Origin of the sequence: Microterricola viridarii, assembly GCF_001542775.1 — a bacterium.
GTDB lineage: Bacteria > Actinomycetota > Actinomycetes > Actinomycetales > Microbacteriaceae > Microterricola > Microterricola viridarii_A.
Window position 1 is genome coordinate 1,331,968 of the sequence record NZ_CP014145.1, and the last position, 14,349, is coordinate 1,346,316.

Below are 14,349 nucleotides of genomic sequence, written 5' to 3' on the forward strand. Positions count from 1 at the left end.
TGCTGTACATGGATTTCATCAACGCCATCATCCTCGGGCTCGTGCAGGGTCTCACCGAGTTCCTGCCGATCTCCTCGAGTGCCCACCTCAGCATCGTGGGGGCGTTCCTCGGCACGGGGGAGGACCCGGGCGCCCGATTCACCGCGATCACCCAGATCGGCACCGAGCTGGCCGTGGTGATCTTCTTCTGGCGCGACATTGTGCGCATCATCAGCCACTGGGCCCAGTCATTGGTCGGCAAGCTGCCGCGCAATGACCCGGATGCCCGCATGGGCTGGCTGATCGTCATCGGCTCCCTGCCGATCGCGATCCTCGGCATCCTGTTCAAGGACCAGATCGAGACGACGCTGCGCAACCTGTGGATCACCGCGACCATGCTGATCGTCTTCGGCATCCTGCTCGGCGTCGCCGACTACGTCGGTGCCAAGAAGCGCAAGCTCGACCAGCTGACCTACCCGCACGGCGTCGCGTTCGGTTTCGCCCAGGCGCTCGCGCTGGTGCCCGGTGTCTCACGCTCCGGCGGAACGATCACGATGGGGCTGTTCCTCGGCTACGAGCGCGCTGCGGCCGCCCGCTACGCCTTCCTGCTGGCGATCCCCGCCGTCTTCGGCAGCGGCCTGTATCAGGTATACAACTCGATCACCGATCCCTGCGTTGCCGGGGCGAGCGGATGCCTGCCCGAGGTGTTCGGGCCGCTCGAAACGCTCGTCGCCACGGTGATCGCGTTCGCTGTCGGGCTCGTCGTGATCGCGTTCTTCATGCGTTACATCTCCAAGCGGAGCTTCCTGCCGTTCGTGATCTACCGGATCCTGCTCGGCCTGGCGCTCTTCGGCTTCCTCGCCACCGGTGTGATCGCGGCCTAGCGCGATGCGGAGTCAACGCTGTTGTAAACAGTGTTGACTTAACGTGGTCCGACTTTCTAAGCTCGCGTCATGCCCGCAGTACGGGCCGACACGAACAGGAGTCAACGATGACGACGTCCAATGCCTACCTCTCCGCGACTGCGGTGCTCGAGCGCTTTCGAGACGGCAGTCTGACGCCCAGCGCGTACGCCGCGGAGCTGCTTGAGCACATCAACGCGACCGAGGGCACGATCAACGCCACGACGGGGGAGCGGCTGGCGCTCGACGAGGCCCTTGCTGAGGCCGAGCGCCGTTACGCGAACGGCACGGCGCGCCCGCTCGAGGGTCTGCCCGTCGTCCTCAAGGAGGAGCAGCCCATCGAGGGCCTGCCGGAGACCAATGGCAGCCCGCTCTTCAAGGACAACATTGCCGAGGAGACCCACCCGATCATCACGCGCATCGTCGAGGCCGGCGGCATTCCGTTCGTCCGCGCGACGACGCCGGAATTCTGCATCGCGGCCTACACGCGCGGCAAGCTCTGGGGCATCACCCGCAACCCGTGGAACCCGAAGTTCGGCGTCGGCGGCTCCTCAGGCGGCACCGGCGCTTCGCTCGCGGCCGGCTACGCGCCGCTCGGCACCGGCTCCGACATCGGCGGCTCCACCCGCATCCCCGCGTCGTTCAACGGCGTGGTCGGCTACAAGCCGCCCTACGGCCGCAACCCTGCGCTCGCCCCCACCAACCTCGACCGCTACTGCACGGACGGCCCGATGGCCCGCACCGTTGCCGACGTCGCGCTGCTGCAGAACGTGATCTCCGGCCAGCACCCCGACGACCCGGTAAGCCTGCCGCTGGCGCCCACACTCGTGCCGAACGCGGACCTCACCGGCAAGCGCATCGCGCTGGCCCTCACCCTCGGTGACTATGGGGTGCAGGACGACGTGCGGGATGCCGTCGCCGGCACCCGCGCCTGGCTCGAGGCCGCCGGCGCGACCGTCACCGAGGTGATCGTGCCGATCGACCACGAATTCGTGATGGAGACCGCGTGGACCCACTTCGGCACCATCTTCGTGCCCTGGATCGCCGAGATCACCGAGCTGGGCGTCATGGACCAGCTCGAGCCCTACACGCTGCAGGCCATGGCACTCGCCACCAAGTACTTCGAGAAGAACGGCGTGCTCGGCGGCCTGGAGCGTGAGGTGCAGGTGCACGAGACGCTCGCCAAGGTCTTCGTCGAGTACGACGCCCTCGTCTGCCCCGTCGCCGGTGTGCCCGCCCTGTTGGCCGACGAGTACTACATCGACGGAATCACCATCAATGGTGTCGACAACGAGTGCTACATCTCGATGGCGATGACGACCCCGTTCAACATCGCGAACCGCAATCCCGTGCTCGCCGTGCCCGTCGGCCGCTCCGGCGACGACGTGCCGATCGGTGTACAGATCGTCGGCGCACCCTACGCTGAGGAGATCGTGTTCAACGTCGGAGCGGCCATCGAGGCCGGCCGGGGGGACTGGTATCAGGAGGAGGCGCACCGGCCGGCGTACGGCCAGCGCACCGTGTAGACAGAGTCAGCCAGCAGGGCGAGGAGAAACGACGTGGCAACGACGAGACCACCGGCAGCGAGCACGGCCAAGCCCAGGAGCCGAGTGCTCACGCGGGACGGCATCGTCGACACGCTCCTCGCCCTCGCCAGGGAGGCCCCCCGCGCCGAGGTGAGCATTCGCATGCTCGCCTCGGCACTCGGCGTCACCGCCGCCGCGATCTACCGCCACTTCCGCGACAAGGAGGAGCTGCATCGGGCCGCCGTCGACCGGCTGTACGCCGAGGCGCTGTCCCGCGTCGACCGCAGCGAACCCTCCTGGCGGCTGCGCCTCGCCCGGTACTCCGATGCACTCGCGGAAACCTACCTTGAGGCGCCAGCCATCGGCCAACTCTCCCCGCTCATCGACGGGCGCGGCGTCGGCGAGCTCGCCTCACTCGATTTCATCTTCGAGGCGCTGGAGGAGGCGGGCCTCGACGGCCAGCGTCTCGTCGACGCCTACGGCGCCTATTCCGGGCACACCCTCGCCTTCGCCGCAGGGATGGCGCTCGAATTGAGCCGAGACGCTGCGCACGGCGCAGACGGCGCCTCCGTCTCGGCATCCCCGTGGATCCAGACGCTCGATGCCGACGCACTCGCCCAGTTCCCACGGCTCGCACGGCTGCGCGGGGAGCTCATGTCGATGGACACCCTGACCGTGTACCGCGCCGGGGTCCGGGCGATCCTCGACTCGATCGCCCCGGCCGCCGGCTAGCGGGGCCCGCCGGCCTTTCCGTCTTTGCCGTCCTTGCCGTCCGGGTTGGTCTTTCGCAGGTAGCGCTCGAATTCCTGGGCGATCGCCTCGCCGCTGGCCTCTGGCGAGTCAACGGTGTCGCGGGCCTGCTCCAGCTGGGCGATGTAGGACGCCATGTCCTCGTCCTCGCTGGCCAGCTCGTCGATGTTCGCCTCCCAGATTGCCGCCTCGTTCACGAGGTCGCCGCGCGGGATGGTGACGTCGGTCAGCTCCTCGAGCTTGTCGATGAGCGCCAGCATCGCCTTGGGCGAGGGGGAGTGGTGCACGTAGTGCGGCACGGAGGCCCAGATCGAAAGGGTCGGGATGCCGACACGCTCCGCGGCGTCGGCGATGACGCTCAGGATGCCGATTGGCCCCTCGTAGTTGCTGCGCTCGATGCCCTGCTCCGCGCGCACCTGGGCGTTGTCACTCGACGTGAAGATCGAGATCGGCCGGGTGTGCGGCACGTCGGCGAGCATGGCGCCGAGGAACACGATCCCGCCGATATCCGCGGCCAGCGCCGCGTCGATCACTTCGGCCGTGAAGCCCTTCCAGGTGCGGGACGGCTCGGTGCCGAGCAGTAGGTAGATGTTGGAGTCGTTGGCGCCGCTCACCTGCATCTCGGCATCCGCCGCCAACGAAGCGCTCTGCTTGCCCGGTGCGGTGGGGCCGTACATCACGGTGCTCGGCCAGCTCAGCGTGCGCTTGCCGTCCTCGTCGATGCCGATCGTCGGCCGGTTGAACTGGTAGTCGAAGTAGCGCTCGGGGTCGACCGAGAAGATCTCAGTCACCTCGAGCTCTTCCTGCAGCGAGCGCACGGCCCCGGATGCCGCCTCGCCGGCGTCGTTCCAACCCTCGAACGCCACCACCAGGATGCGCCCACCCAGAATTTTGCTGCTCGTCGTCACCGAAATGTCTCCGCTCACTCAGCGGCGGGCTCGTGCAGCCCTCCGTGCTAAGGATATGCCCGGCTCCGCTCCTCTAGACTTGATCCCCGTGACTACTGACACTCCCGCCGCCGTCCTCTGGGACATGGACGGCACCATTGTTGACACTGAGCCGTACTGGATGCAGGCCGAGTCGGAGCTCGTTGGCAGCTTCGGCGGCGTCTGGACGCATGAGGACGGCCTCAAGATGGTGGGCAACGGGCTGAGCGTCTCTGCCGGCATCCTGCAGGGTGCCGGGGTCCGGCTGGACGCCGACGAGATCATCCAGCGTCTCACCGGCCGTGTGCAGGAGCTCCTCAAATCCGAGGGCGTGCCGTGGCGCCCCGGTGCCCGCGAGCTGCTCGCCGAGCTGAGCATGCAGGGGATCCCGTGCGCACTGGTCACCATGTCCATGTCTCCGATGGCCGAGCAGATCGTCGATCTGATCGGATTCCCGGCGTTCCGCCTGATCGTCGCCGGCGACCACGTCGCCAAGCCGAAGCCCGACCCTGAGGCCTACCTGCTCGCCGCCACCCAGCTCGGCGTGCCCATCGAGCGCTGCGTCGCCTTCGAGGACTCCGTTCCCGGGGTGGCCGCCGCCGCGGCATCCGGTGCCGTCACCATCGGTGTTCCGCACATCATCGAGCTGCCCGCACACTCCAGCTACACCCTGTGGCCGAGCCTGGCCGGCCGCACACTCTCCGACATCGCCACCGTGTTTGTCGAAGCCTCACGCAATCAAGAAGTGGTGACCCCATGACCGACCAGACCGCCGAATCTCCCCGAGCGCAGGGGCGACCCCAGAACAGCGGCCCGTTCCGCGCGGGTGACCGCGTACAGCTGACTGGCCCCAAGGGCAAGCTGAACACCTTCATGCTGGAGCCGGGCAAGGTCTTCCACAGCCACCGCGGCCTGCTCGCCCACGACGACATCATCGGCCAGCCGGACGGCTCCGTCATTGCCAACAACGTCGGCATCGAGCACTTGGTACTGCGCCCGCTCCTGAACGACTTCGTGATGGCCATGCCCCGCGGTGCGGCGATCATCTACCCGAAGGACGCCCAGGCGATCATCGGTCTGGCCGACATCTTCCCCGGTGCGACCGTCGTCGAGGCCGGCGTCGGCTCCGGTGCGCTCTCCCTCTGGCTGCTGCGCGCCATCGGTCCGGCCGGCACCCTCAAGTCGTTCGAACGGCGCGAGGACTTCGCGGATGTCGCCCGCGGCAACGCGGCCACCTTCTTCGGCTACGACCCTGAGAACTGGTCGATCACACTGGGCGACCTCTCCGACGCACTGCCTGAGGTCACCGAACCGGGCAGCGTCGACCGTGTCGTGCTCGACATGCTCGCGCCCTGGGAGTGCCTGCCCGCCGTCTCGACGGCGCTCAAGCCCGGTGGTGTGCTGCTCTGCTACGTCGCCACCGTCACCCAGCTCTCCCGCGTGGCCGAGGCCATCCGCGCCACCGGCGACTACACCAACCCGGACTCCAGCGAGACGATGGTGCGCGGCTGGCACGTCGAGGGCCTGGCCGTGCGCCCGGACCACCGCATGATCGGCCACACAGGCTTCCTGCTCACTGCCCGCCGGCTCGCGCCGGGCGCGGTGCTGCCGGAGCTCAAGCGCCGCCCGTCCAAGAGCGACTTCAGCGATGAGGATGTCGAGCTGTGGACCCCCGGCAGCCTGGGCGAGCGCAGCGTCAGCGCGAAGAGCCTGCGCAAGCGCGTGCGTGCAGCCACGGCCGGCGCAGAGCTGTCCAAGGCCCGCAACGACGACGAGCCGCTGGCCGACGCCGATACACCGGTAGACACTGAGTAAACTTGGCCCGGGCTGCACCGCCCACGGCATCCGAACCCTTCCTTCCACTGCATCGAAACGAGGACTCGTGCGCAAGCTTCCCGCACTGCTCATCACCGCCGGTCTGCTCACGGTCGGCCTCACGGCCTGCGCCCCGAGCGCCGGACCCGGCTGCGAGAGCCCCGTGCCCTCGGGTGAGTCCTCCTCGATCGTGAAGGTCAGCGGCGACGAGGGCACCGCCCCAACGGTCTCGTTCCCGACGCCGCTGAAGACGGATCACACCGAGCGCACCGTCGTTCGCGCCGGCGAGGGCCTCGGCACCGTCCCGGGCCAGCAGGTGGTGCTCGACTGGAGCGTCTACAACGGCACCAGCGGCGACCTCATCGAGAAGTCGACCTACGACGGTTCCTCTGCCCTCTCCCTCCCGCTCACCGAGGGCACGTTGATGGCCGGCCTCCAGCAGGGCCTGCTCTGCTCGACGGAGGGTTCGAGGATCACGCTCGTCGTTCCCCCGAAGGAGGCATTCGGCGAGGCCGGAAACCCGAACCTCGGCGTCGCTCCTGACGACTCGATCGTCTTCGTCGTCGACGTCAACCGCGCCTTCCTGCCGAAGGCGAACGGCACCCCGCAGGCAGCCGTCGACGGCCTGCCCAGCGTGGTTCTGGATGCCAACGGCGTACCCGGCGTGACCATCCCGTCCGCCGCCGCGCCGACCGACCTTGAGGTCGCCGTGCTCAAGAAGGGCGACGGCGCCACGGTGAAGGAGGGCGACCAGCTCATCGTTCACTACACCGGCGTGCTCTGGGACACCAAGACCGTCTTCGACTCCAGCTGGTCGCGGGGCGCCCCGGCGCAGCTCACGGCCGCCGCCGGATCCCCGACCGTGCAGAACGGCGTGATCACCGGCTTCGCCGATGCGCTGATCGGCCAGCAGGTCGGTTCGCAGATCATCGCCGTCATCCCGCCTGACCTCGCCTACGGCGAGCAGGGCAACGGCAGCGTGCCCCCGAACGCGACGTTGGTCTTCGTCGTCGACATCCTCGGCATCGTCTAGACGAGTGGAGGCCGGGCTAATGGAGGCTGGGCGCATGGATGCCGTCGCCGTCCCGGTCGAGGAGCGACTGTTCAGCCTGGTGCTCGCCCTCCTGGCGAGTGAGCAGGGCCTCGGCAAGGCCGAGATCCTCTCCACCGTGCAGGGCTACCGCCAGCGCTACGTGCTCGGCGGTGACAACGCGAGCCTCGACCGGCAGTTCGAGCGCGACAAAGATGACATCCGCGAGCTGGGCATCCCGCTGGAGACCATCGACGCGCCGGACCGGCCGGGAGACAGCCAGTCGGCCCGGTACCGGATCCCGCGGGCGCTCTACGAGCTGCCGGCCGATGTGACGTTCTCCGCCGCCGAGAACGCGCTGCTCGGCCTCGCCGCCGCCGTCTGGCGTGACGGCTCACTGTCGGAAGATTCCCGACGGGCCATCACCAAGCTGCGCTCGCTGGGCATCGAGACGGATGACGCCGTCATCGGCTACGCGCCGCGCCTGCGCGTGCGGGAGGCCGCCTTCGGCCCTCTCAAACTCGCTCTGGACAAGCACCAGCGGGTGAGCTTCCTCTACCTCAAGCCCGGTCAGAAGAAGCCGCTGCTGCGCACCGTCGACCCGTATGCCCTCGTCGTGCACGAGGGTCGCTGGCACCTCAGCGGATTCGACAAGCGCGCCCGCGCACCGCGCACCTTCCTGCTCTCGCGCATCGTCGGCCCCGTCAAGCCGCTTCCCGGCGCGACCTTCGACGCGCCGCCCGCCGACGCGGCCGAGCAATCGCTCGCCGCGCTGCAACGCGTCTGGCAAGGCAACGTGGCTGTTCTCGGCATCGTCGCCGGCAGCGACGCCGAGCTGCGCCTGCAGAAGCGCTCCGGGTTCAGCCACACCGACTCCGGCGACTATGAGCTTCACTTCACCGACCTCGACATCCTCGCCGACGAGCTGGCCAGTTTCGGTCCAGAGGTGCTCGTGCACGCCCCGGCGGACCTCCGCTCCGCCGTGCGCGCCCGCCTGCTGCAGGTGAGCGCGTTGCACGGCGCGGGCGACCAGAACGACGGGAGTCACGCGTGAGCCCCCAGCAGTTTCGAGCACAGGACAAGCTGGCCCTGCTGCTCGCCCTCGTCCCGTACTTGCTCGACCAGCGCCGGGTGAGCGTGGCGGATGCCGCAGCGCACTTCGCCGTCGAACCCGACCTGATCCGCGAGGCCGTCTCACTGATCGCCGTCTCCGGGGTGCCGGGGGAGACCAAGCAGTACCAGCACGGCGACCTGTTCGACATCGACTGGGACGCCTACCTGGACCGCGACACGATCGTGGTCACCCACCAGGTGGCCATCGACGACACCCCACGCTTCTCTGCTCGCGAGGCGGCCGCGCTGATCGCGGGGCTGCAATACCTGGCCGCGCTGCCGGAGCACGACAACCGGGAGGCCATCGCCACCCTGATGGCGAAACTCACCCGCGGCGCCTCCGCAGCGCCCAGCCAGCTCGCCGTTGCGGAAACGGCCTCTGCCGCCGAGGCGAGCGCCGAGGAGATCGGCACCTTGCGCGCCGCAATCAGCGGCGAGACCCAGGTGGAGTTCGAGTATCTCAACGCCCGCGGGCAGCGTGAGTCCCGCGTGGTCGACCCGCTGCGCATCGAGTCCATCGACCAGGACTGGTACCTGCGCGGCTGGTGCCACCTGCGCCACGCGGTGCGCACGTTCCGGCTCGACCGGATCACCGGCCTGCGCGGAACAGAACGGCCGATCACCAGGCACGGAGACGATGTCGTCGTGCCGAGCACACTCTTCGATGTGTCCGCAGACGACCTGCGCGTGCAGCTCGAACTGCCGAGTGCCGCCCTGCCGCTGCTCGCCGACTACGTGACTCCCGGCGCCCGCACGACGCGCACCGACGACAAGGTCAGGCTCACCATCCGGGTTCCGCACTACCACGGCCTGAAGCGCCTGGTCAGCGGCCTGCCCGGTCTCATCACGGTGCTCGGTCCGCCCGAGGCCAGGCAGATCGTCGCCGACTGGGCGGCCGCCGGCGCCGCGCAGTACGCAGAGAGTGACGCCTGAGATGCCGTGGTGGAGCTGGTGGCTGATCTGGGGCGGACTCGTCCTGGCACTGCTCGGCATGCTCGCCTACTTCGGGGTCACACTGTTCCGCAAGGCCGCCGCCGGTGCCCGGGAACTCGGCGAACTGAGCAGCGCCCTGGGCAAGCTCGACGCCCAGCTGGATGAGCTTGCACCCGCACGCACCCCTCAGCTCCCTTCCGCGATCAGACAGAACTCGCCCTGATCGTCGAGCACAACCGCGACGCCCGCGTGTACCGGAGGCAGCAACGCCACGATGCCCGGCTCGCTCGGGGTAAACTACTCATACGTTCCGCCGAGAATTGGACCCCACCTCATGTTTAACGGCCTCACTGGATGGCATGCAATTGTCATCCTCGTCATCATCCTGCTTCTCTTCGGCGCGCCCAAGCTTCCCGCACTGGCCCGCAGCCTCGGGCAGTCGATGAAGATCCTCAAGTCCGAGATCAAGCCGGATGCCGCGAAGGAACCCGCCGGCGACACCAGCGCCGACGGCGACGCGACGCCCAAGCCGTAACGAGTGAGCGAACGCGACACGCGCCGCAACCGCGAAGGCAAGATGCCGCTCGCCGCTCATCTGATTGAGCTGCGCAAGCGGCTCTTTCTCGCGGCAATCGGCATCCTGCTGGGCGCCATCGTCGGCTGGGTGTTCTCCGAGTGGATCTGGGAGCAGCTGCGCGGTCCGGTCACGGCCATGGCCGAATACCGCCGGGCAGAGATCAACTACCCGAACATCACCTCCGCGTTCGACCTGCGCCTGCAGGTGTCCATCTACTCCGGCCTGATCCTCTCCAGCCCGATCTGGCTGTACCAGGTGTTCGCGTTCCTGACGCCCGGCCTCACCAAGACGGAGAAGCGCTACACCTTCGGCTTCTTCTTCACCGCGGTTCCGCTGTTCTTCGCCGGCTGCGCTGCCGGCTGGTTCGTGCTGCCGAACATCGTCAACCTGATGGCGAGCTTCGCGCCCGTCGACACGGTGACCTACTTCGAGGCCAACGCCTACTTCAACTTCGTGCTGAAGCTGATGCTCGCGATCGGCATCGCCTTCGTGCTGCCCGTCTTCATCGTGCTGATGAACTTCGCCGGCGTCATCAGTGCGGCATCCATCATCAAGTCCTGGCGCATCGCCATCCTCGTGATCTGCCTGTTCACGGCGATCGCGACCCCCGCCGCCGATGTGGTCTCGATGTTCCTGCTCGCGATCCCGATGATCGTGCTCTACTTCGCCGCCTACGGCGTGGCAGCGCTGCACGACTGGCGCGCCGCCAAGCGGGCGCGTGCGCTCGAGGCCCAGTACGCCGATCTAGGCTGAGCCTGTGAGCACACTCTCCCCGGCCGAACGCTATGCGGCCTCCCGCAGCAACCGTCAGACCCCCTCGTCCAGGCGTTCCGGGAGCTGCAGCGCTTCGACCTCGACCCCTTCCAACGTGCAGCCTGCGCCTCACTGGAGGCCGGCCGCAGCGTTCTCGTCGCCGCGCCCACGGGGGCGGGCAAGACGATCGTGGCCGAGTTCGCCGTCTACCAGGCGATGCAGGATTCCACGGCGAAGGTGTTCTACACGGCGCCCATGAAGGCGCTCAGCAACCAGAAATTCCAGGAGTTCGTCGCCGTCTACGGGCCGGAGAACGTCGGGCTGCTCACCGGTGACACCAACATCAACTCCGGCGCACGCATCGTGGTCATGACCACCGAGGTGCTGCGCAACATGCTCTACGCCGACTCAGACCTGCTCTCCGACCTCGCCTTCGTGGTGATGGACGAGGTGCACTACCTCGCCGACCGCTTCCGCGGGGCCGTCTGGGAAGAGGTCATCATCCACCTGCCCAGCGAGGTCCGGCTGGTCGCGCTGAGCGCCACCGTCTCCAACGCGGAGGAATTCGGCGACTGGCTGCAGGCCGTGCGCGGCGACACCGACGTCATCGTCTCCGAGGATCGCCCGGTGCCGTTGGAGCAGCACGTGCTGGCCCGCGGCAAGATGGTCGACCTGTTCGACTCCTCCGGCGTGGCCGCGACCAACCGGGTGAACCCGGAACTGGTGCAGCTGGCCAAGGGCGGCTCCCGCTCCATCCACGCCCGCTCCACTCGGGGCCGGCGCGGCCATGACAGGGGCGGCTGGAGCCAGCAGCAGCAGCCGGCGGCCAAACTCGACCGGGCGGCCGTCGTCGCGATGCTCGACGGAAAGAACCTGCTGCCAGCCATCTTCTTCATCTTCAGCCGGGTCGGCTGCGACCAGGCCGTGCGTCAGGTGCTGCGTGCCGGCGTGCGCCTCACCCAGGCGCACGAACGCGACGAGATCCGCGCCATCGTCGAGGAGCGCTGCCGCACCCTGCTCGACGAGGACCTGGCCGTTCTCGGCTACTGGGAGTGGCTGGAGGGCCTGGAGCGCGGTGTCGCCGCGCACCACGCCGGAATGCTGCCCGCCTTCAAGGAGGTCGTCGAGGAACTGTTCCAGCGCAAGCTGGTCAAGGCGGTCTTCGCCACAGAGACGCTCGCCCTCGGCATCAACATGCCGGCCCGCACCGTGGTGCTGGAGAAGCTGGAGAAGTTCAACGGCGAGGCCCGCGTGCCGATCACGCCGGGGGAGTACACCCAGCTGACCGGCCGCGCCGGGCGCCGCGGCATCGACGTCGAGGGGCACGCCGTCATCCACTGGCAGGACGGCCTCGACCCGCAGGCGGTCGCCGCGCTCGCCTCCCGGCGCAGCTACCCGATGAACTCCAGCTTCCGGCCCACCTACAACATGGCCGTCAACCTGATCGAGCAGTTCGGCCGGCAGCGCGCCCGCGCCATCCTGGAATCCTCTTTCGCCCAGTTCCAGGCCGACCGCTCCGTTGTCGACCTGGCCCGCACCGTGCGGCAGCAGCAGGAGTCGTTGGACGGCTATGCGGCGTCGATGACCTGCCACCTGGGCGACTTCAGCGAGTATGCCCGCATCCGCCGTGACCTGGCCGATCTGGAGCGGCAGTCCTCTCGCGCCGAGAACCAGCAGTCGCGCGCGGCCAAGGAGAAGGTGCAGCGAGAACTCAACTCGCTGCGCAAGAAGTTGCGCGCACACCCCTGCCACAACTGCCCCGACCGCGAGGTGCACGCACGCTGGGCCGAGCGCTGGTTCAAACTCAACAAGCAGAACGAGGCGCTCAGGGCACAGATCCGCTCGCGCACCGGCGCGGTGGCCCGCATTTTCGACCGGGTGACCGACCTGCTGCTGAACTTCGGCTACCTGGAGAGGGATGCCAGTGGAAAGCTGAGCGCCAGCGCGAGCGGGCGTATGCTCCGCCGCATCTACGGGGAACGCGACCTGCTTGTGGCCGAGTCCCTGCGCCGCGGGCTGTGGAACGAGTTGGACGCGCCCAGCCTCGCGGCGATGGCGACAACGCTGGTCTACCAGCCGCGCCGCGACGAGGGCTCGATCTCCGAGCGGTTCCTGCCTCGGGGCCCCTTCCTCGCCGCCTTCGACGCCACCGGCACGCTGTGGAGCGACCTGGACGACCTGGAGCGCGACCACCGGCTACCCGGCAGCGAACCGCCGGCGACCGGGCTCGCCCTGGCCATGTGGAAGTGGGCCAAGGGGGCGCCGCTCGGCGAGGTGCTCGCCGACGCCGACATGGCCGCCGGTGACTTCGTGCGCTGGACCAAGCAGACCATCGACCTGCTCGACCAGCTCTCCGTCGTCGCCGACAACCCGGTCGCCGCGAACGCCCGCATCGCCATGGACTCCGTGCGCCGCGGAATCGTTGCCTACTCCTCGGTCGCATAGGCTGTACGGGTGATGGACACGGGAGTTGAGGGGCGCTCCGCGCTGCGCATCCCGATCTATCTGGCTCTCCCGCTCGCCGCGGCATCCGGCATCCTCCTGGACGGGGCGTTCCCCGACCGCGGCTGGTGGCCGCTCGCCCCACTCGCGGTCGCGCTGCTGTTCCTCACGCTGCTCGGGCGCGGGCCGTGGATGGGCTGGCTGCTCGGGCTGATCGGCGGGCTCAGCTTCTGGCTGACGCACATCTACTGGCTCACGCTCTACCTGGGCTCCCTGCCCTGGCTGGCCCTGGCCGTGCTGCAATCCATCTTCTTCTCGATCGGCGTCGCACTGATCGCGGTCGTGCTGCGCTGGGGACCCCGGGTCTGGCCGACCCCGCTCGGCCGGCTCGGCATGGTTCCCGTTGTTGTCGCCGGGTTGTGGACGGCCCGCGAGGCGATCGCCGCCGTTTGGCCGTACGGCGGCTTCGCGTGGGGACGCCTCGCGCTCTCCCAGACGGAGGGCCCGTTCGCCGGGCTGCTCAGCCTCGTCGGTGCCTCAGGACTCAGCTTCCTGATGGCGCTGCTGGCGGCACTCGCCGTGCAGCTGATCCGGGAGCGTTCGCTGGAGATCGGTTGGCGCGCCGGCATCGCTGTCGCCGCTGTCGCGCTGTTGCTCGCCATCCCGGCCTGGCCGACGCTGCCGTCTGGCAGCACCCGGCTGGCGGCCGTGCAGGGCAACGCCAACGCCGGGCTGTTCGCCCAATATGTTCCGGGCGAGATCCTCGCCAACCACGTGAGCGTGACACTTCCCCTGGTCGGCGAAGACGTCGACATGGTCGTGTGGCCTGAGAACGGCTCTGACATCGACCCCTTGCGCAGCACGCAGGCGGCGAAGACACTCGACTATGTGAGCGAGCAGATGCAGGCACCGCTCGTCGTCGGCACCATCACGATGCGCGACGACGAGTATTTCAACAGCTCGCTCCTCTGGAAGGCCGGGGAGGGTGCAGTGCAGATCTACGACAAGGTGCACCCCGTGCCGTTCGCCGAGTACATGCCGGACCGCGCGTTCTGGCGGCCGTTCGCTCCCGAGCTGATCGACTTGATCAGCCGCGACTACTCGATCGGCACTCAGCCGAACGTCTTCGACATCAACGGCATCCGCGCCGGCATTGCCATCTGCTTCGACATCGCCGACGATCAGCTGATCAAGGAGATGATCGACGGAGGTGCCGGCATCATCCTGGCACAGACCAACAACGCCGACTTCGGCAGCGCGGAGCACTACACCGACGAGAGCGCCCAACAGCTGGCTATCGCCCGGATGCGCGCGATCGAGGCCGGCCGCACCGTGGTGAACATCTCCACCGTCAGCTCGAGCGCCATCATCCTGCCCGACGGCAGCACGCAGGCCGCCATCCCCAACTTCACCGCCGGGTCGATGGTCGAGACGGTGCCGCTCAGCGACACGGTGACACCGGCGATGGCCGCGGGGCGTGGCATCGAATGGCTGGTCTCCGGGCTCGGCCTGGCTGGCCTCGCCCTCTGCCTGATCCTCGCGGGGCGCACCCGGCGGGCACAGCGTGGCTGAGCGCGCCGTAGCTGGGCACAGCGGCGCAGGC

The 14,349-nt window shown here is 68.4% G+C and carries 14 protein-coding genes; 13 read left to right on the top strand and 1 reads right to left on the bottom strand.

What is annotated here, in order from left to right; all coding sequences use genetic code 11:
• Positions 1-8: 8 nt before the first annotated feature.
• The 3 genes from AWU67_RS06100 to AWU67_RS06110 all read left to right on the top strand — a co-directional run bounded on the left by AWU67_RS06100 (position 9) and on the right by AWU67_RS06110 (position 3,139).
• On the top strand, positions 9-863 hold the full coding sequence (locus AWU67_RS06100; protein WP_067227188.1) for an undecaprenyl-diphosphate phosphatase: 855 nt from the start codon (positions 9-11) through the stop codon (positions 861-863).
• A 107-nt stretch (positions 864-970) separates the two neighbouring features.
• Positions 971-2,407: an amidase gene (locus AWU67_RS06105; RefSeq protein ID WP_067227189.1), complete on the top strand. Its 1,437-nt coding sequence runs from the start codon at positions 971-973 to the stop codon at positions 2,405-2,407.
• A gap of 84 nt (positions 2,408-2,491) precedes the next feature.
• Positions 2,492-3,139, top strand: a complete 648-nt coding sequence (locus AWU67_RS06110) for a TetR/AcrR family transcriptional regulator (protein WP_067227190.1) — start codon at positions 2,492-2,494, stop codon at positions 3,137-3,139.
• Here AWU67_RS06110 and AWU67_RS06115 read toward each other — a convergent pair.
• Positions 3,136-4,065, bottom strand: coding sequence for a proteasome assembly chaperone family protein (locus tag AWU67_RS06115; RefSeq protein ID WP_067232227.1), 930 nt, complete (start codon positions 4,063-4,065; stop codon positions 3,136-3,138). The two genes, AWU67_RS06110 and AWU67_RS06115, sit on opposite strands and share 4 nt — an antisense overlap.
• Before the next feature lie 88 nt (positions 4,066-4,153).
• Between AWU67_RS06115 and AWU67_RS06120 the strand changes: the two genes are divergently transcribed.
• The 10 genes from AWU67_RS06120 (at position 4,154) to lnt (ending at position 14,318) form a co-directional block, all read left to right on the top strand.
• Positions 4,154-4,843, top strand: a complete 690-nt coding sequence (locus tag AWU67_RS06120) for an HAD family hydrolase (protein WP_067227191.1) — start codon at positions 4,154-4,156, stop codon at positions 4,841-4,843.
• Positions 4,840-5,898, top strand: coding sequence for a tRNA (adenine-N1)-methyltransferase (locus AWU67_RS06125; protein WP_067227192.1), 1,059 nt, complete (start codon positions 4,840-4,842; stop codon positions 5,896-5,898). Before AWU67_RS06120 ends, AWU67_RS06125 begins: the two co-directional genes overlap by 4 nt.
• Positions 5,899-5,965: 67 nt before the next feature.
• Positions 5,966-6,931, top strand: a complete 966-nt coding sequence (locus AWU67_RS06130) for an FKBP-type peptidyl-prolyl cis-trans isomerase (RefSeq protein WP_067227193.1) — start codon at positions 5,966-5,968, stop codon at positions 6,929-6,931.
• Between the two features lie 34 nt (positions 6,932-6,965).
• Positions 6,966-7,982, top strand: coding sequence for a helix-turn-helix transcriptional regulator (locus AWU67_RS06135; protein ID WP_067227194.1), 1,017 nt, complete (start codon positions 6,966-6,968; stop codon positions 7,980-7,982).
• Positions 7,979-8,974, top strand: a complete 996-nt coding sequence (locus AWU67_RS06140) for a helix-turn-helix transcriptional regulator (RefSeq protein WP_067227195.1) — start codon at positions 7,979-7,981, stop codon at positions 8,972-8,974. Before AWU67_RS06135 ends, AWU67_RS06140 begins: the two co-directional genes overlap by 4 nt.
• Complete coding sequence (locus AWU67_RS06145) at positions 8,964-9,197, top strand: hypothetical protein (RefSeq protein WP_129586648.1); 234 nt, start codon at positions 8,964-8,966, stop codon at positions 9,195-9,197. The genes AWU67_RS06140 and AWU67_RS06145 overlap by 11 nt, the downstream gene beginning before the upstream one ends.
• Before the next feature lie 111 nt (positions 9,198-9,308).
• Entirely contained in the window at positions 9,309-9,509 is a 201-nt protein-coding gene (tatA, locus tag AWU67_RS06150; protein ID WP_067227197.1) for a twin-arginine translocase TatA/TatE family subunit, read from the top strand.
• Between the two features lie 3 nt (positions 9,510-9,512).
• A complete protein-coding gene (gene tatC, locus AWU67_RS06155) occupies positions 9,513-10,304 on the top strand; it encodes a twin-arginine translocase subunit TatC (RefSeq protein ID WP_234407374.1) in 792 nt (263 codons plus the stop codon).
• Positions 10,305-10,388: 84 nt separating this feature from the next.
• The gene (locus AWU67_RS06160) at positions 10,389-12,749 is read left to right on the top strand and encodes a DEAD/DEAH box helicase (RefSeq protein WP_082716808.1); all 2,361 of its coding nucleotides are present in this window, start codon (positions 10,389-10,391) and stop codon (positions 12,747-12,749) included.
• Between the two features lie 12 nt (positions 12,750-12,761).
• Positions 12,762-14,318, top strand: coding sequence for an apolipoprotein N-acyltransferase (lnt, locus tag AWU67_RS06165; protein ID WP_067227198.1), 1,557 nt, complete (start codon positions 12,762-12,764; stop codon positions 14,316-14,318).
• Positions 14,319-14,349: the final 31 nt, after the last annotated feature.